Below are 25694 nucleotides of genomic sequence, written 5' to 3'. Positions count from 1 at the left end.
ATTCAGTCGCGAGCAACAGGAAAGGCTCATTTTTAGCTCAAATCGAGCAGGAAAGACCTGTCAGAAAAATCGATAGCACGCGATCGACCGTCAAAACTCAAGTTTTGTTCCGCCTGGGACGAGGCGGGCCGTTTGGAATGTGGAAGTGCGAAATTTCCTGCCATTTTAAGTCATTAAAAACACTCCGTGACACACCCGGTTCATCCCCTTCGTCATAATTCTGAAAAATAAAATTAATATGCCGAAATATTAAGAATTGAAGCTGCCTTCACCGAATAGCGTTGAAAGTGGATTTCCAAATTATTTTGGAGTCGCCTATGAAAGCGCTCATCGCTCTGTCCCTTTGCATCTGTCTGGCATCGTGCACCAAGCGCGGTGGCAAGGGTGGCGCTGCCGGTGACGACACCACGGAAACCGGGGCGGAGACAACAGAGACCGGCACCGGGAGTGGCACGGATAATCCTGAGGATGAGAATTACAAGAGTAATGATAAGGATGTGGAAAAGGACGGCGGCACGACTCCCCAGAACGGCGGTTCCACAGGTGATACGGATGACTCCAGCAATAGCCCAGGCAGCACGGACACGGACTTTGACGGTGTCACCGATGATAAGGACGTGTGTCCCGGCGAGGATGATGCGCTTCAGGTGACACGATATAAGCTCGTCGATGCTGATAATGATACTTATGCCGATAGCGCTCCCTCAGCCAAAGTCTGCCCGTCCAATACCGAATATACTCTCACGCAAGCTCAGGCGGTTTATAACGATTGCAATGGTTCGGACGCCACCCAATGGCAAATGCTGGCCTACGCCCACCGGGATGCTGATGGTGATGGCCATTCCGTGCCCAGCACCGGCTCCATTTGCACGGGAAGTGCGCTACCGATAGGATATTTGAGCAGTGCTCTTGGAACGACCGATTGTGATGATAGTAACGGTTCCTATCACACCACGGCGACTTATTATGCTTACAGCGAGGATGCTACAACCTCAGATCGCTACAGTCGCCTGAGCGCATCGACCTGCGTGCCCGCGGATGGATATGGGTCGATCGATGCTTATAAGGAATACCGGCTGGTGCCTGATGTTATTTCGGGCTCAGGCGTCACCAGCATTGGAAACTTCCATGAATTTGGGGGCAAGATCTATTTCAAGGCCAACAATGGCACCAATGGGTCTGAACTTTGGAAAACGGACGGCACGTCGGGTGGCGCGAGCCTGGTCAAGGACATTAATCCCGGGCTCGATCCCAGCAGCCCAGGAAACTTTATGAGCGCCGCGGGAACATTATTTTTCACCGCGCACGACGGCAATGCCGTTCATCTTTGGAAAACTGATGGGACGGAAGCGGGAACCGTGAAGGTGAAAGCAGTCACCCCAACCCTGCTCACGACCGCTGGTGGATTGCTTTATTTTGTGACGTCGAGCGGCTTCTATGGTGAGGAGCTTTGGAAAAGTGATGGCACCGAAGCCGGGACGGTCATGGTCAAGGACATCTATCCCGACGACACTGGCTCAAGTCCCACATATTTAACCAATGTCAACGGCACTCTGTTCTTTGTAGCAAATGACGGAAATGGTGATCGGGATCTTTGGAAATCGGATGGAACCGACTCTGGAACCGTAAAAGTTAAGGACCTGAACTCTGCGTCCCCTATGGACCTTACGGCTGTGGGTGACACCCTCTTCTTCACAGCGTCCTTGAGCGCCTTTGGACGCGAGCTTTGGAAATCAGATGGAACGGAATCTGGAACCGTGATGGTGAAAGACATCCGGGTCGGCAACTCGCCGGGCATCCTCGACAGTGGATCATCATTTTTTGCCACAATCAACGGACTCCTTTACTTCCGAGCCGATGATGCTGTTTCCGGCATAGAACTTTGGAAATCTGATGGGACAGAAGCCGGAACCTCGATGGTCAAGGATATCGTGATAGGACCCAGCGGCAGTATGCCAGAGAGCTTAATCGCGGTGAATGGGAAACTCTACTTTACGGCTACCGATGGAACAGTTGGTTCGGAACTCTGGAAATCCGATGGTACCGATGCCGGTACTGTTCTGGTCAAAGATATCAGATCAGGCGACGGCATAACCATGACGGCCCCAACGGCCGTGGGCTCCATCCTTTATTTCCGTACTGACGACGGAACCCATGGCCATGAGCTCTGGAAATCCGATGGCACGGAGACCGGAACGCTTCTCGTTAAAGACATCAACCCAAGCGGCTCCAGCTCCAGCAACCCAACCTCTCTCGCAACATTTGGCAACCAGCTCGTCTTTGTTGCCACAACGTCCGAGGGCTCAAGGGCTCACATAACACCACTGGTCCTGCCCTAGAACCTGGCGATTTGTGACAATCGAAGGTCGCATTTAAGCATCACAAGTCGAACTCTCCTGAGCTATGGCTGTCCATGCACAGCCATGCCTACTTGCAAATCAGCCCATCCAAAATCTTCCCGATTGCCAGACTCATCCATTGACTGCCATTATCCCTTGCGAAACCTGGAGGTAGGGAAATGAAGAGTCTGCTGTTTGTTACTGTCATAAGTTCATCGGCCCTTGGTTCGTCGTATCAGATGTTTTGCATGAATCCAGAGGGAACCGTATCACACAAGGACGGCATGTCCATTAAGGAAACTGTTGTCACTAAACGACAGTATGTAAATGGAAACATAAGAGACGAAAAAATTCGGCTCAATTCTCCGATCATACAATTTAGCAATCGTCAGACAATTTCCGTAACGGATCGCTGTGACCCAGCCTTCAGTGTCTTCTATCGAACCATTCTGGAATATAGGAAGGCTTATATCACGGACTCCAGCCTAACGTTTCCGTCAGAAACCGTGGGACTTGACAGCGAGACAGGCTGGGTAGTGACAGACCTGCTCTGCCAGACATTCATTAACTCCGTCCAGACATGTAACAGCCCTGCCCAGGAACCTCCCTCTTAGACAGTCATAGGAATGGCTAGGGTCGACCTGCGGACCAGGACATATCCCCATTCAGACCCAGTTGATCCACAGAAACTTCACGTCTGACTGATTTCCTGCCAGGACCCGCGCCGGCCTCTCGCTTGGAGAGGCAATAGGCAGGCGGCGGGAGTTCTCTTACCAGTGATGCAGGAATTGGATAAACTTAAGATCTTCAAAGCTTAAATCCACGGCCGGCAGGCTGCTGACATCTCGGATCTGGAAAGACGTCGGACTCTGGGAATGTCCAATAAAACTGCCCCACTCATCCCTATCAATCCACTTATCACCTAAAGATGTCATGCCGAAACCTCGGTTCACGGGTCCAAGCACCTGATGAAAAATCCGGGATGTTCAGCCACTTTGTCACTCTTTATCCGCTTTTTATCGATCCCGCTTGTCATAGGTTGCGGAAGATTCCACCGAGGCATACTATGATGCGAGCCAGATAGAGAGCCCAAATGACAGAAGAAAATTTTGATGAATCTCAATTCACGAAGGAAACTCAAGCCCAAGGATGCCGACCGTTTCGCAGACGCGGAGCCTGCTCTATTTAGGGAGCTCGCCAAGGTCGTCTGTGCAACAGGAATGCTTCCTCAAAAGGAACTGCACGAGTGCTGGCAGATGGCCAATGTTGTGCATAAGACGTTTCCTGAAAGCCTTCACATCGCGGATATGGCAGCAGGCCATGGACTGCTGGCATGGATTCTCGTGCTTCTGGCGAGATCAAGCGAGATTCCCATTCTGAGAACGGCAGTAGCGGTCGATATTAACCGTCCAAAGTCTGCCGATGCCCTTGCGGTGTCGATAACAGATCGCTGGCCGAATCTCGTGGATGCCGTTCATTATGTGGAAGGAAGCATTGATGCTGTGATAGCGGAGGATGGACCCGGCACTTTACTCGTGGCAGCCCATGCATGTGGAAGCCTCTCCGATCGTGTTCTCCTGGCAGCCATCACAAGTCGCTGCCCAGTTGCGATCATGCCCTGCTGCCATTCGTTGCGAAAACAAGCCGCAACCCTTTCGTCCCTCGCCCTCGCGTCCGGTCTGCCTCCCTCAGCGGCTGCCGTAGGAAATACAGCTTCGATTGATCAATTCCGAATCGATGCGCTTGCTGCTCTTGGTTACCAAATAAGCGAGGGCTCCATACAGACAGACATCACACCATTCAACCGCATTATTATGGGCAAACCTCCCAGAGAGACCTCTCACAGCGTTCCTGTTCATCAGGTCTCAGGTTCTGGGGGACGAGTCAAACGCCTTGGCGAAATTCGTGCATTTGAGAAGATTCAGTCTCTCAACGTGGCTAATATCGAGGAAGCTCAGGCGCTATCCAAACGCCCTTCACGGGAGTGGCTTCGTTCTTTTGATCTGAGTTACTGGGTCGATGATGAGGCCATGGGGCACCGCATCGCGGCAACTCTTGATTTTCTCACGCAACGATTTCAACTCCCGCAATCGTCAGGTCATTCGGCAGCTCCGGCACCAGTCGACGCTGCAATGGTCGCGAACATCACAATTCGTGACCAATATATCCATCCGACGAGCCAGCGCCTTGCTTTCACCTATCGGATCGAGATCAGAAGTTCCACGGTCGTCATCACAAAGGACGACGCCGCCCTGTTACGAAAAAAACTGTGTCGCGCTCTGAGGAGCCTGGCGCAAATGCATCATGCAAATTTCGCTTTGCGCGGGGAATGATCCCGGTTCTTTATCTATGCCAACATGACCGCCAAAAATGCCTCCAAATAAATTGCAAAAAAATTTCGTCGCCGGCGTAGGAAGAGTGAACAACTCTTAAGGAGAAACAAATGCCAGGCTCAAACGGAATTCTCAAAAATCTCGCAAAATTCATGATCGCAGCAGCATGCGCCCTGACCTTTCAGGCCTGCGGTGGACCTGACGAGGAAGGCTCGCAATTGCACCGTGCTGTCGGCGGCGGATCGGGAACATCGGGCGGCAAATGCAAGGTCGTCAGTGGGCCCAACAAGGGTAAAACCGGAACATTTGATGGCGAAGGTTGGTGCACAGGATCCTGGGGTGGAACAGAATGCGTAGGGTCAGACGGAAAATCCAACGGCAAGTGCCAGGCCGCAAAACAGGTCGGCATTACACGCCCCATCGACGTTACGCCCGTCGTTGGAGGCATTCTGCACTAAAAATCCAAAAATTTCCAAAGGCGGCGTTTCGGGATTCCAAGCTCGGAGCGCAGTCTTCCCGGACGCGCGGGCAATTCCCTAGGATTAGAGCAGGAAAGGAACCAATGCCTTGCGGTCTTTAGGATACTGCGCAAAGTGATTCTGGTACCAGGCATGGGTGCGCAAGGCTCGGCCCAGAAGGTAACCGCAGGTCCAAATAAAGATCATATAAGCACCAAGATGTCGGCTCATCAAAACGATGCCGAGCCAGGCACACAGTTCCATCAGATAATGAGGAGCTGTCACGTAATGGAAGAGCCCGCCGGTAGGAATCGCATATTCTTTCTCCTGATCACCCTTTCGCAGCTTCGCAAGCAACCTGTGATGATAGAAGTTAAAAAATTCTCCAAAAATAAAAAGCCCTAGACCCAGCAGGAACAGAAAATCAATCTGAAGGATTGTTACGGCATGAAGTTTCGCCAACAAAAAGGTGGCCAGCGAATAAGCCGAGGCAATTTGAACGACAGTGAATACATCGATAGGGCCTGAGTACTTATGAAGGAAGAGAACCTCCAGGCATCGTTTTCCAAAGTGCCCGACAACGGCTGCAAATAAGATCCACTGAATCAGCGACGCTTCCATCAGCTGCGGACCGGAGAACAGCGCATAAACCATCATAGGGACAAAGTAGAGCAGAAACATTCCTGTCCGACTGCTTATCCCAGTCGATTTTCTAAATTTGCTGTAGTTTAACCTCACGATTCCGTATTTTTCCAAAAAACCGAAACCCAGACACAGCAGAGCGAAAGAAGAGTAACCCACTGTGTTCCAAAAATCCCATTGAGGCCAAATGATAAAATCCACGAATGGTCTCCCCGAGCCTGTCTTATCTCTCTACAGTCAGCGTCTGACAAGAGCAAGCCAGTCAGTAATTCAAATACCTGTAATTATTAGATATTCTTACTTTCCATCTCTTTAAAGCGAAGGATACCAGGAGTGTTTGCAAACTTATAGCCAGGATGGGCAAGGTGGGCGGGCTGGATCAGGCCGCCATCTCCCCCTGCAAGATGGATTTGGGGAACGAGCGATAATAACGTATAGGGAGACGAATGATGATATTGAAGGGGACATAGGCGGCCCCCATTCCATTCTGATCAGGCAGGAGCTTCAGAACCAGGGTTCCTCCTGCGTTTTCCGTATAACTCTTGATTGCAGACATGCCGACTCCCCTTCCGGAAATTTCATTTACGGAATGGCTGGTGGAAAATCCAGGCAGAAAGATGAGGTGAGCAAGCTCCTCTTGACTGAGATTCGCTGTTGAATCCACCATCCCGCGGATCAAAGCAATTTCCTTGATCATCTGCAGCGCCAGACCCCTGCCGTCATCATGATAGCACAGCTCCACCTCGTCATTTCTTTCCGTAAGGGACACAGCTATGGCTCCATGCGAGGGTTTGCCGGCAGCCAGCCGTTCCTCTCTGCTCTCGATGCCATGATCCATGGAGTTTCGGATCAGGTGACTGAAGATGTTCCGAAGGAGATCGGCACCCTCGCGAGTCAGAAATATGCCATGGTCCGCAATGGAAATTTTCGGGGGTTCCTTGCAAAGGTCCTTGGCCAGCCTCTGAGTCGCAGCGAAAATTTCTGTGAATACCAACTCAGCGGGCTGATGAAAGGCCTTGGACAGCATGAAATCAATTCTCTGAAAGAGTCTTCGCGAATCGGGTGAAAGAGGCTGCTTATGCAACTCGGTGATCTCGTGGAGAACCGCCTCCACCTTGGACATGTCGAGCTCAATGCTACTGCGGCTGCTGCCTCTTTCCAGTATTTCATCATTCACATGGCGGTAGTATTGGAAGGTTTCCTTGACCGAGTCCAGGTCGTGCTGGAGGCGGGATTTATTCCAATCGGCCTGGCCTGCCTGGAGCTGCCCCACATAATGCTCAGCCCCATGGACAACTTCCGTCAGCTTCTTGAGGCCCAGCGCACGCGCCGTACCTTTGATGGTATGCAGGTTAATAAGGATGATCTTCAAGGCCTCCATGTTCTTCGTCGAACTGGCTGCAATCAGGCTTTCGTTCTCCTCGATATGCTTCTCTGCAGAATTGACAAATCGCGAGAAATGTTCGCGTGCGACCGGGACGATTTCAGCGATGAATTCCAATTCCTTTTTCTTCACATTTGCGACCTGCTGCAGGTCCCTGAGTTGCGTGACGTCACGCACGGTCACCAGGATCTTCTCGATGATATCCCGACGATTGACAATCGGGTTCCAGTCGAGTTCCAGGATCTGTTGGCTTCCGTCCGTGCCCGTTTTTTTGATCTCCCGAATCAAAGACCCTTCGTTTAAATCAAAGCTGAATTTAGGCTCACCCAGCGTGCTCTGCAGGATACTGCTGACCTGGCTGAGAGCGTCATGATCCGAATCGCAGCCTTCGAGGAGGATTTCGACGGCCTTGGCCCCTTCCAGACCCCTCTTTTGAAAGATCTGTTCCAGGTATGCGGAGTAATCCTTATGGATCCGGCCGTCGTCGACCACGGTAAAAATTCCGAGGCGGATATTCTGCAGCATGGATCGTATATCACGCGTTTGCTCTTCCACGCGAGCTTCCAGATGCTCGTTCAGCGAAACAATCTTCTTATGTTCCTCCTGCAACCGTTCATTGAGGTGCTCGATTTTGTGTTGAGCATGAAGCTGCTCGAATTTGATTTTATCGCCCAGCGCGACGGAAAGCAGGAGCATTTCCATGGCAGAGCCGAAATGCGCGCTATAGGTTGCGATGAAACCAGGTTCTATAAGCCCAAACGAAATGAATTGAGTTACGGAAATCCCGATCAGAAAGGCAGCAAACGCGAGAACGAAAAAGTAAGCCGGTCGGTAGCCTTTTCGCAAACAGACTATCCCCGCCCCCAGTATTACCGGCGCCCCTGCCATGGTTATACCAGCTGCCAGCTTGATGCCGAGGCTATAGGAGAAGACCGTACTGACCAGGGAGCAAACAGCAAATGCCATGAAAATTCGAAATACAACCACCATCCTTGCGGAGTACTGTCGCAATTGGAGGAAGTCTTGCGCGAATAGTGCTATGAATATACAGCCAAATCCTATGGAGACGGGCACCGCATAGTTTGCGAAGAGCGGCGATTCGGGGGTCACATATTGATAAGTGAGTCCGAACAGCGAAACCATTGTATAGCCATAGAAGAAAACGTAGAGAACATAGTAGAGGTGACTTCGATCCTTGATGTTGAGAAAAAGAAAGAAGTTATAGACGACCATCGCGAGCAGGAGTCCGACATAGAGCGCAAAGCCAACCAGCTCATTACTCGCCTTCTCTATAAACCTTTTGGGAGTCCAGAAGACGAGAGGACCTTGAATGGAACTCTCTGAACTGAGTTTCAAATAAAAGGTCAGGGTTTCACCGGCAGCCGCGCTTATGATGAAATTCGTCGTCCGGTAGGCGATATCCCGCTCGGCAAAGGGCCGGCGATCACCGCCTTTTTTCTGCGTGACGTGACCGTCTTCGTGAATGACGTAAAGATCAACCTTATCAAGGGGAGCATACTGCAGCTCCAGAATCCAATCGCGGAGAATACTCTCGTTGTTTTTGGCCCGGAAAGTGATCCAATAATCTGCTTTGGCGAATCCGAAGCTGAAGGCAGGCCTCTCGTTGAGCAACCATCCATCCTTGTTGCGCACATCCTCAAGTTCCGTGTTACGTGCCGCATCCACCCAATAGGAAAACTGGCTGATGACCACCTCTTCCGCTTCGGACTGCAGCTCAATGGTCTTGTCAAATGGCACCGCACCCAGGGCGCTGCGCGGAAGAAGGCCAAGGGCCAGCAACATGATCATCAGAAAACGCATACGACGCTCGCTCTTAAAAGAAAGGATGTCCGACAGAACAGGGCATCTCCTCTTCGGCCATTAATCCTTTGTTCTTCAGAGATTGGCGTCGAAAACCGCAAGACGGACTTGGGGTTTTTCCAAATAGCGGCAGAACCATCATGGGATTTTCAGAGATAAGCAGACCAGATAGGAGTTGGAGCAGGGGATAGTAAAACGAAGCCCAAGGACACTTCGCTGGCTTCGTTATCACTGGATTTTCTATTTCCAAGGTTCGGGCTTAATATTCTTCGGGCATGACTTCTTCAGGCATTTCTTCTTCCAGAGCAGCTTCTTCAGGCATAAGATCCGTAATCGAAGCAAGGACCACGTGGAGTGTGATATCGCCACAGGTAATCTTGCCGGTTCCATTTCCAATATCGACAAGCGTGCAGCTCGTGCCAGCAGGTCCGGGAGGGCCCATCGGTCCCGCATCACCTTTGGGCCCGCGTGGACCTTCGTCACCAGAAGGTCCCTTCGGGCCTTGTGGTCCGCGCGGACCTTCATCACCAGCAGGACCCGTCCCTGCAGGACCGACATCACCTTTTTCGCCTTTCTCACCTTGCGGACCAGCAGGACCAGGCAACCCTCTCGGACCGACTTCACCTTTTTCACCCTTTGGACCTTGGGGGCCAGCGGGACCTGCGTAACCAGGATAGCCCATCGGACCAATATCACCTTTAGGACCAGCGGGACCTGCCGGCCCAACATCCCCTTTATCGCCTTTATCGCCCTTCTCACCCTTACGACCCTGAGGACCGGCGGGTCCAGCAAGTCCGGTGTCGCCCTTATCTCCCTTCTCGCCTTTTTCACCTTTTGCGCCAGCCGGGCCAGCAGGACCAGTTAGTCCAGTCTCACCTTTATCGCCCTTGTCGCCCTTATCTCCCTTGTCACCTTGAGGACCAGATGGGCCAGCAGGACCAGTTAGTCCAGTCTCACCTTTATCGCCCTTCTCGCCCTTATCTCCCTTGTCACCTTTAGGACCTTGCCAGCCGGTGTCCCCCTTATCCCCCTTTGGTCCGGGATCGCCTTTTTCTCCCTTTGGGCCTTGAGGGCCGGGAGGGCCGGGAGGGCCTTTATGCCCGTAACCGGTTCGAGCCTTATTTTCATCGGCGATCGCCAATGATCCTACGCTGGACAGCAACAAAGCTGACACGAAAGTGTACGAAAGTAATTTCACGGAGAACTCCAGATAAAGTTAGGCTGCCATCCTACAGCAAAAAAAAACAAATGAGAATTTACAATGCTCAATAAAGAACACGGCTCAAGTTGAATCGAAAGCATGAATTATTCAGGATAAAAGGCGCGAATTTATGAAAAAGCAAAACGCTGACCATGGAAGAATTGTTTCCTTATTGGTCAGCGTCATCTGTCGAGACACGTTGCGTTCCGCGCGTGAACTGTTAGCGAATCCAGACACGATGAAGTGTATGAAAGGTCGCGCTGTTCGATCCGTAGTCGCACTCCCAGACTTGTTGACTGGGCTCCGCACGAATACTCCACATGCGATCCGGGGTCTCGGCTTCCGTCTTGCCGAATGTGTTATAGGTCAAGGTTTCATCAAACCTATCGAATTCTGCGCGATCCAAAGAAGCGGGCAGGATCGCGGTATGATCGTTCATGGGAATGAAATTATTCCTCAGATTCCCGCAGCTGCCATTTCCCAATTGCACAGCCTCTATGCAGGACACGTCAGCCGTCTTGAAGTGTAAAACTCGCGTATTTTCCGAGGAACGACAGTAAAAGCGAAGCTCACGGAAACCCGTAAGAGCACGCAGCATTTCGTTGCCGGCATGCCCCCAATGCTCAAATTCAAGCGATTCGTCAATCCCGAGAACATCGCTCCCCGGGAGCGGCAGACTATCAACTCGAACGGCCAACTCAGGGTTGGTCGTACCTTTGTGATTGTAGTTCAAAATCAGAGTCCAGCCGCCGCCGTCCGTTTCCATATCACAGTAGGCTGGCATCGCCATTCCCTGGAGTGCCCCGTTCTGAGGATAAATGTTGTAAACCGCACTCGGCAGAGACGGATCCGCGGCCTTCAAGGCCAGGCAGCTCTCAGGAAAAAAGTCCTCTTCCTGAGAGTCGACATCAGCCTTGGGAAGCTCCTGAGGCTCCGGCCCTTCTTCCGGTCCCTGCGGCAAGTCGTTGGCATGGCCTTGGACTCCGGATTCGGCACCAATGACAACGGAGGTATCGCCTTCATCCGGAGCACGAGGTTGCTCTCGCGCGTGACAAGCGAGCAGTGGAACAAAGACGAAACAACCAAGCATGACACGGTTCATCGCAGGGTTCCTTTATAAACTTGGAGAAATGGAACCTGTTCCTGGGAGCGTATACTGCAGTCCGATCAAGGCATCGGGTGCAACAGGCACAGGAAAGGTAAAGGTCGAGCCTTTGCGGACATAATCATCCGTCTCGACTCCATTGACATAGACCTTCCAATGGCCGATTTCAGGATTCTCAACGCCGGGCAAAGTGAATTCCGATTGCGGCTCGTAATACTGATAGGTCACGACAAATTCCGTGCGACTTCTGACGCCGCAGGTGCTGATAAGTTGATCATCCATCAACTCCAGTCCCGCTCCGAACTGACAGCTATGATCCCCCTGTTCCAGTTGGGCACTTCGAGGAATGGGCTTATGCGCAAGAGGGAATGTCCGGGTGCGAGCATCCGGCATCTCATACTGGAGGGTGAGCGTCTTGCCGGGTCGATGAACTGCAGCCGGAATGGTAAAGAGTCCCTCATTCTCGGCAAAGGGCACCGACCAGGTCCCATCCCAAATCTTGTGGCCGCTGCTCTCGGTGGCGACAGGCAGAGCATAGGTCAATTGCGGCCCCACGCGTGAGGTCCACGTCAAAGCAATTTCAGAACCATAGGCAGGAGCCGGGTCGAAGACGATTTCCAGTCCCCGGGCATCAACATGCCAGGCCTGGGTGGGCTGACCATTAATGGCAACCTGAAGCGAGTCCGCAAGGGCTGGCGACGAGAGACTGAATTTTTTGTTCAGCGGCTTATCGAGCGCATAGTTGATACGAACCACAGCGTTCGCTGGAGGAAAATCAGCAAATTCCAGGTTTCTGTCGTTCCACTGGTACTGGTGTTTCTCGAGCAGCTCATCATTGATGCGAACTTCCAGTGTGTCCTGGCCGGGTTTTTCCGCGAGTGTTAGCTTTTTCCACAAAGGTTGGCCTGCAACCAAATAATCGGCCACCAGATGGGCACTGGCAGGGGGTTCATGGCCAGGAGCAAACAGGATTGTCCTTTGATTCAGGCTGAATTCATGAGGCTCCAGAATCTTTTCCGTCCCTCCGCTCAGGACCAGCTTCAGCTTGAGGCTGTCCGGCAGGGGCGTCTCCTTGAGCTCAAACTGACTGCCAAGGAGGACGGCGATGTTGTCGGAAATTCGATTCAAAGTCGTCTTGTAACTGGCATCGCAAATGTTTCCATAATTCACCATACCCTGGGCCTTGTAATCCACCAGTCGCTGGTATTGCAGTCCAACATTCGGGGATGTCTGGCAAGGGTCAGCAGGCGGAGAGAAAATCCCATAAAAGCCGGCATTTTTACCGATTTCCCGACCCAGCGTTTGCTCAACAAATTGAATGAGGTAATTTTCGTTTTCCGCAACACTGCCGCGACAATCCACACCATCCGCACTGCAATTATCTTCATCGGACACTATAAGTACGGCCACGGGCGTCTGAGAGCGCAGCCAGGGGCGCGAAGGACAGGAAAGGCCGACCACAGCTTGAAGGATCCCTTGCTCATTCGAATCACCGGTGGTTCCCGCCAGGACCGCGGTTCTGAACTTTGCGGCAGCATCGGGTTCCGTCGATCGGATGACGTTCATCAGACATTGCGGTTCACCGTTTTCAAAAACGGCGGTTGTGGAGATAACTCCTATCTGCCAGTCACTGTTTCCTAAAGATGCGACCAGATCGTGCATCTTGTCGCTCAAATTTATCTGCTCTTCCGTCATGGAAATACTGTTGTCAATAACCAACAGTATATCGACAGGTCCCTTCTGCGCCTGTTGGTCAAAGACATCCTGTTTCCCTTTGGGAGGGTGCCCCTGCTGAAAGGTTTCCATACGACTTTCGCGAGCGACCTGGCGGAAAACTTCCCTCTGTTCCTTATGGATATCCTTGAGTTCAAACTCGGTCGTGACCACTTGTGTATCAATGGTGAAGCGAAGCTGATCCGTCAGGACCTGGGCCGCGGGATACCGTCCCTCCAAAGTATCGGGATTCATGGCAACCGGAGTCGGCAGACTGGTCTCCTGGCTTTCCAGTGGCGAGACAGAGACGTCTGCATCGAAAACGGGCGTTTGCTGCACCGGAGTGGATCCATGGAATTCTTTACTTCCGCAAGCGGTGATATGGAGGATGGGGAGAAGCAGGAAAAGTCGGTAAGTTCTTGAATCAAAGAGATGAACCACAACGAGCTCCCTTCCTAGGCTTTAACCGATTCAGGGCCTACATCCTGTAGGCCCGCCTTATATCGGAAAAGGCCAGGCTTACCTTGAGGTCATGGGAAGCTCACTGCGGCAGTCCACACCGCGCATCGTTTAAATTGTAAAACTGGGTTGTGCGAGATCTTATGGTGCCTCCTTCACGTGTGATCGTAAACGAAGAAACCTATCTGACAGCCTTGTCCTTCAGGACCGCTGATGACCACACGCGCGTTGCGGAAGGAAGAAATTTCATCGAGCCGGAAAACTCCAGGGTTGTTGGGCAATGGATTGGCCTTCGTGTACAGAGTCTGGCGCAGAATTCCGACCTCATCGATCCGGATGTCCTGACAATCGTCAGGAACTTTAATGGCGATATCACGCGCATAGTAGGCCGAATTCAACTGCAGGTTGCCTTGTTTGTTGGCACCACCGGGAAAGTTTAAAGTGCCAGCTTCAACCCATTGACCAGGTAAATCCGGCTCCGGCTCCGGCTCTGGCTCCGGCTCTGGCTGCGGTTCTGGCTGCGGTTCAGGTTGTGGTTCCGGTTCTGGTTCTGGTTCCGGCTGTGGCTGCGGCCCGGGGACCTGATCGAACGTCACCAGGGTGATATCACAGGTTTGGTCGGCGTACCGGGATTGAAAACGAAACTGGACTGAGTGGACATCTTGATCGTCTGTGGTGAAGACTGAGCCGTCATAATAAGCATTGTCCCAGGACGATGCTCCCGGATACCAGACCCCAACGCTGAGATAAAATTCGTTACAATCTCGACTCGGCGTATAAAAAATTTGAAAGGGATTGATATTTTGAGGCCTGGGCAGACGCATATTGTACCAGGAGTCTCCGCGCGGAATGTGCAGTCTCACCCTCAGAACTTCACGCGAATTAGCTGCAAAGCTTAATTGCGTACCTGCAAGAGTCAAAAATGTGGCTACGAGGAATCGTATCATCAATGATTTCCCTGTTCGTTCGAGTTTGTTCAATAATCTTTTATTGTGAATAGCGGGGAGTTTTAGGAGCTGTCAATCAAATTAGGGAAGACAGGAAAATCAGCCTATTTGGCCACATCCCGCTTCCGCGAGATGGGCCGGTTCCTTCTCGAGATCATTCTGCATAGACTTTGACAGATTGGATAGGCTTGTCACCTTTCAGAATGATGTTTCCAATCAGAAAGTCATCATGGTCGTCGACCCCGGAAGGGGTCGTAGCCGGGCCCGGTGCTTTGGGTTTGCCAAGGACATTTTTCGAGGTCACGACGACTGAATAAGTTCCCTTTTGAAGCTTGAAAGCGGGGAAAGGTGTCCAGACGGGTTGAGCAAGTTGAGACGCATCGGTCGGAAGAACTTTTTCGGGAAGCTGCTCGGTTCCGCTATCGCTCCTGATGACGGAGACAACATTGGTATCCGCCCGGTCCACGCCACAGATCTTGCCTATGGACAGTTCAACCTGTGTATCATCATTTAACACTTCGAATTGGAAGTAGTAGATCGTGCCTTTGAGATCGAAGGATTTGAGTTCCCCGACACACGCACTTTGAGCGCCCGCTGTCCCATCCCCAATGCGAAAGACCCCATCCACTCCAAACTCTGCGTTGACCGTGGGGGTGGCATCTGCTGTTTTTTCCGTTTCGACGGGTTTTTCCAGCGGAGCCTGAGCACTGGAACCTCCGCCCTTGAATCGACCATCCGTGCAGCCCATGACGAGTCCAAGGATTCCCAAAGTCATGAAAAGGCGGTTTCGCAGCTTCATATGGTGTCACTCCGGATGTAATGTGGCACCAGTCTATCGGTCGAAACGGGGTAAAAGTTTAGAAATTTGTGCAGGAGGGAGAGATTCCGATATTTCGTCTTTTCGATCGTCATTACAGCAAGTTGCATAAAGCATCGCCTCATGCGAGGCGAGCCTGCTTTAGAATTAAATGTCGATCTGGTCGGGACCGGCTTCCGTATCCGCGTATTGCCAGGCCTTTTTGTAATCCGCAAGGACCTGTGCAGCTTCATCGAGTCGATGCTGTGCAGACAGACTTGTATAGAGTCCAAAGAGGGCCCAGCCGTTTTTAGGGAATTCGTCCAGATCCTCCCGATAAACCCGCTCGGCATCAGTATAACGTCCAGCCGCCTGGTAGGCTTTCCCAAGAGCAAGACGCATCGACTGATACCAGGCAGGTGGTTCAATGTAGGTAAGACTATCCTGCCGTTCCACAGCCTGATGAAAGTGTTGGATGGCCTGGTCGAAATTCTTTTGCATGAAGGCCAGCTCGCCTTTGACTTCCTCCACTCCAATCATGAGCACATGGGCGGCTGGATTGAGTCCTGCGAGCAGCGAGGTTTTCATATCCTCCCGCATGGCCAGTTCTTCCATACGCATGATTTCAACGGAGGCTTCCGCGACCTTGCCCATGCTGATCATGGCTCGGGCGCGACCGAAATGCCAGAGAGCTCGGGCATAAATCCAGCTCTCTCTGGGTTCAGCTTCCTGCATGACACTGGTCCAGTCCTGAAACCGAATCGCGGCGAGCAGAGGGGTGATCCAGAACTGCTGGAGATCCACAGCTTCGGGAGACTGCTGCGCATAGGGTTCAATGTACTTGCGCAGGTCCTGGGCAGTCTTACGGGCAAGTTGCTCGCGACCTTCGAAGATGGCTGCAGCCACCAGGAAATGATAGTTGTGGGGCACATAGAGAAGGCGATAGGGATTGTCCGGATCCGGGCACATGGCCAAATATTCCTGATCAGCTTTGATGGCAAGTTCGTTCACTCGCACCGCATCGTGGTAGCGCCCAACCCGGATATAGATATGCGCGGCCATGTGTTGCAGGTGGCCTGCGCCTGGGACCAGATCCACCAGACGATCGGCCTCCGCTTCAGCCAACTCAGGTCGCTCCTTTTCCACAATGTGAATCAGGAAATGAATGGCTCCTGGATGCAAAGGATTCTTCTCGAGCACGTTCTTTAGGGTCCTGATCATCTCCTCGGTACCTTCCCGAGGTTTTCCATCGGGGGTCCAATAATTCCAAGGCATCGTGTCCATGAGCGCTTCGACGGCCAAAGTCGCGATATTCTCATCATCCGGATAGGCCTTGGCAACCTCCTTCATGGCGTTGGCATAGGCCTGATCCAGGACGACGCGATCGTCCGCAGGATTCGCTGTATAGCGTGCTGACAGCGCGCGGATCAAAGCAGCTTCTTTGGTAGTAACTTGATCGAGTCTTTCAATGGCCTCGCTGATCGCGTGAAATGCCACGGGAACAGCCTCGGCGGGCATGGGTGCATTGATGTTGGGTCCTTTGACATAAGCCAAACCCCAATAGCACATGGCACACTCAGGATCGAGTTTCAAGGCTGCTTCAAAGCGTTCCTCAGCGGCAGCGTGATTGAAGCCGAAGGCCCAGTTTATACCTTGATTGACGAGCTTTTGAACCGCTGGATTCGTCGTGGAAATTGGGAAGGTATAATTTCCCAGCTGGTGGTCCGCCATCTCCGAGCAGTGATCTTCATGAGGGGTATTCCCATGCGCCATGGCCTGTGCAGTCTGCAGGCTTAGAGCAAGGAAAATTCCCAGGGATAGGAAGCGAGTCATCAGAATTACTCCTTAGAATAATGATGGCCATAAGAACTTTGCGTTTCTAGTTAGCCAGCTCACTGTCAAGTGTCAACGCAACGAAATATACAATTTGTTAAGATTCAGAATTGAGAGTTGCTACTCAGCGTCACAGCCTACTGATTGCGATAAAATATGAGCGGTTTTATACCTGGGATTCGAGAAGGAAAACCCATGGAAGTATGGCACTTAACGTCGGGGATCATGAGCTGGCGTAAATGAAATTCGCCGTGGAAAGGCAGGGGCCTCGTTTGCCAGAAGGCTTACGAGCCCTACCCGGTTGGTTCCGTTGAGCCTTCTACTTAGGGACATTCTTCCACAGGCGGCTGGCCGAGCATGGCATTCAGCAGATCGCCATTATCGGAGTCGATTTCCCAGCCGAAGATTCCCGCAAGTCCATTCTCCTTCACATATTTATGCTTGTAGGAGGTTGAACAACTGTTGTCATAGCTGATCAGTTTTTTCCGGGTGGCAGACCAAAGATAGGGAGCTTTGGCTTTTTGATCAAAGATGAAAGTGAATTCCGGATGATTGCGGTAGCGGCTTTGGATGAATTTATAATCCATGACTCCAGGTTCCCACATGCCCTGTTCCAAAGCCCAGGCACTGGCAAGATTATCCGTTTTGGATGCGCTCAATGGCGAGCCTGCTTCCGCTTGAATATCCTGCCAGGCGCGTCCATACATGGAGACGCCCAGGACCAGTCGCTCGCGAGGAACACCAGCCTGAATCAGATTCTGAATGGATTCATGACCGTTGAATCCTGGCAGCACGGGATTCGCCGCAGGGAAAAGCCCTGCGGTATGACCCCGGATGCCGTCCCATGCACCGTAGTAGTCATAGGTCATAGCAAAGATCAGATCGAGTCCGGGACGCTGAGGATTGGTGTAGAGTTTTTCATAGGGAACCTTGGATATTTTCGCCGGCGCTGATCCCACGGCTGCGGTGAGGAGATAGTGCTTCTGCTTCTCAGCGCCAGCCTTGTCCAGGGCCGCACGCATTTCCTGAACCAGCGCTATGAAATTTTCCCCCTCATCCTCCGAACCAAGACTGCTATTGGCTCCACCTCCTGCCGGATACTCCCAGTCCAGATCAGCTCCATCAAAGATGGGATACTGCTCGAGAAAGCGAACCACGGAATTGATGAACACAGCACGGGATGCCTGGGACTTGACCAGATAATGGAAAGGGTCGGACAGGCTCCAGCCGCCAATGGAAATCAGCACTTTAAGATGAGGGTGCTTTTGCTTCTGCTGAAGGAGCTTCCCGTAGTTGTTGTGAGTCGACCCGAGGGCAGCCCAGGTATCATGGATGGTCACCTCATAGTCTTTCTTGTTGAGACATTCCTGAAGGAGAAGGGCATGACCGTTGGGATTCAAAACTTTCAAACTTTCATTGGGTCCACAGATGGGAAGGAATGCATACATGAGATGCGTGATCTTGTCGAAAGGTATGCGCTCAACAGGATACTGCCGCATATACACGGCCCACTCCGGATAATAGGTGGCCACCACCCTGGGTGCCGTATCGGGGATGTTCGCGACGGCCTTCGCGCTGTTGACTGATAAGATCAATCCCATGACCATGGCCCAGTTCTTCAGTTTCAACATAATGCCTCCCTTAAATTTTCAGCTGGAGAAACAACGTCTGCCGTGTCCTTTTGAAAATCTTCACTTTGTTTGCATGCTGCATGAAATTAGAAAAGTAATACCAATCCCAAACCAATTTAGTCCAATGTTTCTTCGTCAGTTCTTATGAATTTTTATAAACACAAGTGCATTAGATAGTTACATGCAAATACAGAATATCACTCATGCTGCCAGCTGGTATTAATGTGGCATTCGCAGATAAAAAAAAAGCACTGACCCGGAGGTCAGTGCTTCGACGAGCTGACTTAAGCAGCGATCATTCAATACTGTCGTTACAGCGGTCGAGGACAAGGCGTCCTTCGAGCTGTCTCAGGTACCTATAGTATTCGAAGATGTACGAGGCTTCGGCTTCCACCGCGTATCCGTTCGACCAATCGGCAGCGATTGGGGTGAGCATATCGAAGGTATAGGGGTTGTCAGAACTTGAGGCGATCAGATAGTTGCCAGCGAACTCGACGATTGCGATGCTGGACTTCTGACCAAAGAACTTGGTGGCCAGACCCTTATCCGACAGGATCTGCTCCTTGCGCTCTGGAACCAGATTCACAGCCTTCAAACGCGAGGTCACCTGGTTTCCGGCCTCGTCAACACGGATCTTATGATCCGGGTCAAACGCGGGGAAGGCATTCAGCTCAGGCTTGAAGTATGTCTTCATATTTTCAGCCGACAGACACTTGATGTCCGAACGCGAGCGGAGTTCATAATCCGAGCTGTAGAGGTAGTTCGTCACCGTCTCCGCGTACAGCATGCGACCGAAGTTGATGAAGCCCTGATAGGCATCAGGCTGGTTCTTCAGGTTCACCTTCAGGATTTCCTCGAATGCGCTCGAAACACTGCGCAGACTCAGGAAGGAGAACGGAGCCGAGTAATCTTTCACCGAGTATTGGATTTCAGGCGCACCGAACAGGAAGTAGGCGGCATAGAGCTTGTCCGGACCGATACCGATCGTGCGCAGCGAGCCGTTCTTGGTCACGTCGTCAAGGAAGGGACGTTCCGCTTTCGACTGCTGGATCACAGCATGATAGAAGGCGGCCACCATCAAACCAGCCTGATACTGGTCATTCTTGATGTCGCGACGGATCTCATCACGCTTTGCCGTGTCGAAGTCGAACTTGCTCAGTTCCGTATCCATCGTCGAATCAAAAGTCTGGAACGCGAAGGGCAGGAACTTGCGCAGCTGCATCATGGTGTTGAAACGCGAGTCCGCATAGCTGAACGAATCCCAGTAGGCGCGACCAAAGCGTTTGTTGGCAACAGCGTAGCTGTCGTCATAGTTTTCGATAAGGCTCAGCGCAACCTGAGAAGGCGTTGTCCCCTTGTCGTAGACGTTACACATGGCGTTGAGGCTGCGGTGCTCGTCCGTACAGTAGAGGTAAAGGGTATTGTTCTCTTTTGCCAGGTCGATCTTGCCGCTCGAGTAGGCAAAGGCCAGAGCTGCCTCATCGTACTTGCCCCACTCAAAGGTTTCCCGGATCTCGTCCACCAGGTCCTGATAGTCCATCACGGAGGCCGTGCTGACTTTGGAGCGAACAGGCTTGCCGTCGGCGCCGACGATGACCTTGCCTTCGCGATCGATCAGATCCTGATCGCCATGGAAGTTCACGCCATCGACACTGCCCATGAAGTTGTGGCGAAGGTTCAGGTTGTGTCCGAACTCATGGATGGCCACCCGATAAAGGATGGAATCGATGATCTGCTCGGCTGTCATGCCGTTGATGTCAGCATCACCCAGACCCTGCGCGGATTCATCAAGATAGTGGATGGTGTTGGCATTGGCCGCTCTCTTCGTCAGGCGCTGGCGCAGCTTTTCCTGCTGAATTCTGACCACATTTTCTGTGGCCCGGGTCAGTTGCGGAAGAGCCGATTCCACTTCGAAACGGTCCTTATAGTAGTTCTGATACCGGCGCTGATCCAGGTCGAAGGCGGCGCCAGGGGTGGCCTGGAACAGGTTGGGATCCACGATGCGAGGGCTGATCTCAGCATACGTGTTGAGTTTCTTCAGGATGTCGTTCGCAACCTTGACTTCAGGCGACTCCATGCCGGCTGGCAGAGAGTAAAGGCTGTAAGGCGCGTAGGTATACTTGGGCAGGAGGAGGTGGAACACGCGCGCGGCATCGGTGGCAAATTCGGCTTTATCGCCTCTCTGGACAGTTGTCAGAGGTGCGGCCGTATCCGTCCATTGGTCAGGACCGGTTTCATCGCCAAAAATATCTGCGATCTTGGAATAGAGGTCGCTTGCAGACTGATTCTCACGCGAATCAGCCGACTCAATCGCGGCCTTGATGCGTTCCACATAGAACTTCAGACTCGAGGTCCAGATGATCGAGTTCGAACCGATGAGCTCACCCGTGAATGGGTTGGGATCGGATGGACCGTAGCCAAGGGGAGACTCGGACGAGGACTCCTCGACGAACTTGACAAAGCTGTAACCCAGGTCACCGAACACCACGCCTTCCGGTGCGTCCTCAATCTTGAAACGCATTTTGATATTGTGTTTGGCCAGGATCTCGTTGGTACGAGCCATCACACCGAACTCGGGATGATTGTACAGCCACTTGTGCTCGGCGGGGAAGCCAGGAGCAAAGTAAATGGTATGGGTCTTGTTCGGATTCCAACGGTTCATCAGGAACACGTTCTCGAGGCGGTTATCCTCGCGCTTGGCTTCCACCACGGTCGTGAAATAACCATACTTATCGAATAGAGGATCAGTGTCGTCCGTATAACGGTATGGTGTGTAGTCGCCATTCGCAGGAGCTGGAATGAACGAGTAGCGCACACGGACCGTGTGAGTCGTCTGCTCGGAAAGAGCACGCTGGATGTAATTCAACCAGCATTCATCCTTGAGACGGTAGGTATAATCCACTTCGAAGGACATACGATCAGCTTTGATGCTTTGCGATTCGGGAACGAGGCTCTTGGTCACGTTCTCGAAGCAGCTGGCCTCACCTTTGGTATCCATGAGGGTCAGATCGGCTTCGGAAAGATCGGCCTTGAAGTAACGCTTCTTGTTCCACTCAAGGTAATTATTCTCTTCCTGACGGTTGGACACCTTACCGCCGCTCTCGCTCAGGCGGTATTCCGAGTGTTCCACGTCCCAGGAATAGATGACCGAATCAAGCGTTTCCTTGTTGGCATCATAGGAGGCCGCGCGGATGAACTTCAGCTTGTCCTTGCTGAATTCGAACTTGCCCGCAACGACGCTGGACTGAAGGCCGACGAAGCCAAAGCCGCCCAGCGTATCAGTCGCCACGATCGTTTCTTTCGCGAACCATGTGTCCGAGTTGACAAGCGGCGCTTTCTCGAAGCGGTTCTCATTGATATCCGGAACTCGTTCAGTTGGTCTGGTCTTCGCGCAGGACAGAGCCATCCCGATGATCGGCAAACAAAGTAAAATCTTCTTCATATGGTTTCCCTAAATCATGTACTGAGTTATTCAACGTTATAAACAACGAAACCAGCGAGCAGCTCATCACTAAAGGCCAACGTCAGACCATGGGTCCGTGCGCCTTGTGGTGCCAGATGAAGCTCAGAAGGTACCCGTTCGGCACCGTATCCGGGAGTCAGGAAGCGTTTGCATGACTTCACTTTCCCATAGATGGTGTCAAAATCCTGGCCTATAGCCACATTGATTTTGTCGTTGCCGCACTCCAGGGTCAGGACCATGCCGCTTGGGAAGCTTTCCAGACCGAGCGATTGAATGGCGATTTTTTGAGCGGTTTCCGAGCGTCCGGCAATGCGCTTGCCAGCGATCGTCAGACCACGCGAGGCGACCACAACGTCCTGAACACGGGAAACCACGGTCGTGCCGTCCGTCAAATTCTGGGCGATCCTTTCGCCGAATGAGCCGTAGTCCACAGCTTCCGATTCAGGATCGAAGTTCAGCATTGCATAGCGCATGCTGCGATCGAAGGGATCCATCTCGAACACGGATCCTGGGATCTGAGCGCCATAAGCAACGTGCAGCCCCTGAACGATCACGGGAGCGTTCAGATTGATGGAATAGCCATCTTCGCTTCTGGTCATCGCGGTCAGCGCAGCATTGTAGTTGTGGAATTCAGGTTTGATCAGACCCGTTTCAAAATGGAGGTCCTTCGACGATTCCGAGAAAAGGACTGTAACTTCAGTTCCTGTCCTGTAGTCATCGCTGTAGAAACCAAAGGTTTTGTAGAACGTGGCTTTTTCTGCAAGCGAGCGGACACCACCCGTCACGTATTCGATGACATGGGGATGGTTTGCTTTTGCCGCTTCAACCAAGGCATTATAGGCCTTATGAAAGATCGTTTTACCAAAGCCGAGCCCAAGGTCGAGGGTACCGGCCAGAGGATCCTGGGCGCCTGGGTTAAAGAGTGCGGAGAAGGTGACGTTCGCGTTGACAGACGTGATTTCAACGGTCTGGATATTGCCGTCTTCGAATTTCAGCCAATCCTTAAAAGCAACCGGCACAAGCTCCACAAGGGCATGCTTCGTTGTGGAGATCAGGTCGGGACGAAGAGCCGTCTTTACGCAGCCTTCCTTGAGTTTCGAAGCGGGTACTATCGAGGCAGCCCAATAGCTGACCTCAGGTTCGCCTTCGGTCTCAAGGTCGGTGCTGCCCCTGGCGACCAGCCGCTGTCCGGAGATGGCGATCGTTTCAGCTTCCTGCGTGGCGTTTGCAGGTTTTTCCGTCTTGCAAAGCTGATAGGAGAGGACTTCCTTGGCAACACTGACGGTGCCTTCATAAGAATGGCCAGCGTACAGCCCGGAAAGCTGATCGGCATCGACGGGAGCCCGACCGGCACGATTCAGGATCTCGGAACGGTTGAATATGAAGCCGAGGTCGTTCTCCAAGGTTACATTGAAATTGCGAAGATTGCGTCCGAAGTCACGTGGTTCCACGAGCGCTTCGAGTTCGCCTGCTTTGCGAACATCAGCCCAGGTCGACACGCCGCCGTTTAGAGCCACACCCTCGACATCGCTACGGCTCAGGGCCCCGGAGAGGAGGTCAAGGTTCCAGGGATTGCGGAAGGCACCGGGATCCGGGGTACGTTGCAAAACGCGAATCTCGAAAATCTTCTTCTCAGGTTTGGTGGGGTCGTCCTGGAAGAGGATCTGCAGTGTGTTCGTCAGAGTAAACAGTTTCAGGTTGAGTCCCTGGATGGATTGGCAAAGCAATTTCTTCACGCAATCGTCAACGCCAGGATTGAAAGCCTTGTAAAGCTTTCTCATGTATTCCTGTTCGCCACCTTCGGCCGCGAGGATGGGAGCCAGATCGGTGCCGACCTTCAGATTGAAGGTCTCGACCGCTCCCAGATAGCCGTTGCTGGCCACAAACATATCGACTTTGGTTTTGCTCACGCGATCATAGAAGATGAGAATTGTGCCGCCGCCGTAAACAGCGACAGGCCGAAGGTAGTTGTCAGTCACCACGAAATCAGGCTGACCCAGCTTGTTTTCGATATCGGCTCGTTCCATCGCGGTATCAACGCCGGCCATTCCATTGCCAGGCTTGATGGCAGCATAGATGGCATCGGTAAGACGCTTGGCTTCCTCTTCCGAGGTCGGCTCGGTGTACCAGCCATCGACCAGACCCGCTGCGGGACTTGTCGGGGCGTCGGGAACCTGAGTGTAGGACGGATCGGCTGACTTGTCGATCCGTTGGTCACCTGGTGCATGGTACTGCTTGCGGCTTTCCTTGCAACCAAGGCCGAGCAGCATAATAGCGAGACCGGCAACAATCTTCTTGGAACGCATATGTATCCTCCACAAAAACTAGATCGCTGATTAAATGCTTAGAATTCCCGAGAAGCTGACACGTAGTATTGAGTCGTTTCCTCATCAAACAGATAGACGTCAACTGTCCCCAGCTGCTCCGCGCGATTGCCTTGACTGTAACCAACCGCAAAGCTGGTTTTGGCATCGAACTCATAGCCGAGGGATAGATCGAAGCTGTAGTCATGATCGGGCGCGTGCGATCCGTATGGAGGATCTTCATAGTGACGCTCGACCCACTGATTGCTGGACGTGAGAGACAGGTCATGAGGCAGCTCAACCGTGGCATCGAACAGGATGCCGAGGCGATAGCGCACAACCGTGGTCCCGCTGTCGTCCTTATCCATGGTCTTGTATCTGTTCACATGGAAGCGTCCGTAGGGCCGCAGAAGCAGACTCACAGGCCCGAAGTCCCGCGTTGCCGTCACGTGTCCCGTAAGAACGGTTCGGATGTCCTGTTCACGGGAAAATTGGGAAGTCGGCAGGGTCGCCTCCGCTCCCAGGCTGATGCCTGTTCCGGCTGGACCGGTTTCAGACGGGAACAGCTGATATCCCACGCGCAAACTGGTATCGGCGGCCGGGAACTCCTCGTCCTCCGGATCGACTTTGTAGAGTTTCGTGAAGCGCTGAACCACCGACCAGGTCATGACATCGCTCTGTTTAAAACGGGCGGTCACATCAAAAGTCGTTGCGGGATCGACATCCTTCCTGGCGCCAACACTGTGGGCGACTTGAATGGCAAAAGACAGGCCCTTTTTTTGCGCTTCGATGCTGCTGGCGTCCTGAATCTCGCCCGCCTGGGTTTCGGTCGGAATCGCTGGTTCGGAGGGTTCGGTGGCCGCTTTGTTCTCTTCACTGACCGGAGCATTGTCCTGAGCCTGCAGACTCGACAAAGGCCCGACCAGAAGGCTCGCGAGCGCCCAATGGTATGGCTTCATTGAAAACATAGTCTGTTCCTTCATTACGACTTGGCTCCCGCGTTATCTCAACTGTCAGCCTGGAGCCTCACGGGCTGGGCGGCCAGTTCAAGCTGGCGTCCATCTTTCTGCAGATTACTTGAACATTTGCCAAGCAATATTTTAGTCTATATTAATATTGTTTAGGCTTGATGAAATAAACGAATGATCTCAGTGACAAGTGTTTTCCGCCCTGGGGTCGAAATTGCGGCTATATAGAATGTCAATATGACGCTTAAGCGACAATGGCTGGGCTTAAGCTACTGAAGGGGAAGGTTGGTGGATTGTG

Annotated in this window: 15 protein-coding genes; 3 read left to right on the top strand and 12 right to left on the bottom strand. The window is 52.4% G+C overall.

Annotated features, from left to right (window positions below; translation table 11 throughout):
* The first annotated feature begins 317 nt into the window (after positions 1 to 317).
* The 3 genes from OLTU_RS10615 to OLTU_RS10605 all read left to right on the top strand — a co-directional run bounded on the left by OLTU_RS10615 (position 318) and on the right by OLTU_RS10605 (position 5130).
* Positions 318 to 2339, top strand: a complete 2022-nt coding sequence (locus OLTU_RS10615; protein ID WP_141732734.1) for an ELWxxDGT repeat protein — start codon at positions 318 to 320, stop codon at positions 2337 to 2339.
* A gap of 1112 nt (positions 2340 to 3451) precedes the next feature.
* The gene (locus OLTU_RS10610; RefSeq protein ID WP_218109966.1) at positions 3452 to 4672 is read left to right on the top strand and encodes a methyltransferase; all 1221 of its coding nucleotides are present in this window, start codon (positions 3452 to 3454) and stop codon (positions 4670 to 4672) included.
* A gap of 110 nt (positions 4673 to 4782) precedes the next feature.
* A complete protein-coding gene (locus tag OLTU_RS10605) occupies positions 4783 to 5130 on the top strand; it encodes a hypothetical protein (protein ID WP_141732732.1) in 348 nt (115 codons plus the stop codon).
* Positions 5131 to 5214: 84 nt separating this feature from the next.
* On the opposite strand, the gene OLTU_RS10600 is transcribed toward OLTU_RS10605, so the two are convergent.
* From OLTU_RS10600 to OLTU_RS10545, 12 genes are all read right to left on the bottom strand, one after another.
* Positions 5215 to 5973, bottom strand: coding sequence for a methyltransferase (locus tag OLTU_RS10600; RefSeq protein ID WP_141732731.1), 759 nt, complete (start codon positions 5971 to 5973; stop codon positions 5215 to 5217).
* A gap of 178 nt (positions 5974 to 6151) precedes the next feature.
* Positions 6152 to 8977: a 7TM diverse intracellular signaling domain-containing protein gene (locus OLTU_RS10595; protein ID WP_141732730.1), complete on the bottom strand. Its 2826-nt coding sequence runs from the start codon at positions 8975 to 8977 to the stop codon at positions 6152 to 6154.
* A 259-nt stretch (positions 8978 to 9236) separates the two neighbouring features.
* Positions 9237 to 10175: a collagen-like domain-containing protein gene (locus OLTU_RS10590; RefSeq protein ID WP_218110415.1), complete on the bottom strand. Its 939-nt coding sequence runs from the start codon at positions 10173 to 10175 to the stop codon at positions 9237 to 9239.
* A 223-nt stretch (positions 10176 to 10398) separates the two neighbouring features.
* Positions 10399 to 11280: a fibrinogen-like YCDxxxxGGGW domain-containing protein gene (locus tag OLTU_RS10585; protein ID WP_141732728.1), complete on the bottom strand. Its 882-nt coding sequence runs from the start codon at positions 11278 to 11280 to the stop codon at positions 10399 to 10401.
* A gap of 12 nt (positions 11281 to 11292) precedes the next feature.
* Positions 11293 to 13335 carry a vWA domain-containing protein gene (locus tag OLTU_RS10580; protein WP_141732727.1) on the bottom strand — a complete coding sequence of 681 codons (2043 nt, stop codon included), beginning with the start codon at positions 13333 to 13335 and terminating at the stop codon, positions 11293 to 11295.
* Positions 13336 to 13610: 275 nt separating this feature from the next.
* Complete coding sequence (locus OLTU_RS10575; protein WP_141732726.1) at positions 13611 to 14402, bottom strand: hypothetical protein; 792 nt, start codon at positions 14400 to 14402, stop codon at positions 13611 to 13613.
* Between the two features lie 154 nt (positions 14403 to 14556).
* Entirely contained in the window at positions 14557 to 15201 is a 645-nt protein-coding gene (locus OLTU_RS10570; protein WP_141732725.1) for a hypothetical protein, read from the bottom strand.
* Between the two features lie 165 nt (positions 15202 to 15366).
* Positions 15367 to 17031 (bottom strand): tetratricopeptide repeat protein, encoded by a 1665-nt coding sequence (locus OLTU_RS10565; protein WP_141732724.1) that lies wholly within the window; start codon positions 17029 to 17031, stop codon positions 15367 to 15369.
* Positions 17032 to 17354: 323 nt separating this feature from the next.
* Positions 17355 to 18662: a glycoside hydrolase family 18 protein gene (locus OLTU_RS10560; protein ID WP_141732723.1), complete on the bottom strand. Its 1308-nt coding sequence runs from the start codon at positions 18660 to 18662 to the stop codon at positions 17355 to 17357.
* Between the two features lie 295 nt (positions 18663 to 18957).
* Positions 18958 to 22104, bottom strand: coding sequence for a zinc-dependent metalloprotease (locus OLTU_RS10555; protein WP_141732722.1), 3147 nt, complete (start codon positions 22102 to 22104; stop codon positions 18958 to 18960).
* A gap of 26 nt (positions 22105 to 22130) precedes the next feature.
* A complete protein-coding gene (locus tag OLTU_RS10550) occupies positions 22131 to 24431 on the bottom strand; it encodes a hypothetical protein (RefSeq protein WP_141732721.1) in 2301 nt (766 codons plus the stop codon).
* Positions 24432 to 24469: 38 nt separating this feature from the next.
* Entirely contained in the window at positions 24470 to 25396 is a 927-nt protein-coding gene (locus OLTU_RS10545; protein WP_141732720.1) for a hypothetical protein, read from the bottom strand.
* Positions 25397 to 25694: the final 298 nt, after the last annotated feature.

Origin of the sequence: Oligoflexus tunisiensis, from assembly GCF_001748245.1 — a bacterium.
In the GTDB taxonomy this organism is placed as follows: domain Bacteria; phylum Bdellovibrionota_B; class Oligoflexia; order Oligoflexales; family Oligoflexaceae; genus Oligoflexus; species Oligoflexus tunisiensis.
This window is presented reverse-complemented; position numbering and strand designations above follow the sequence as displayed.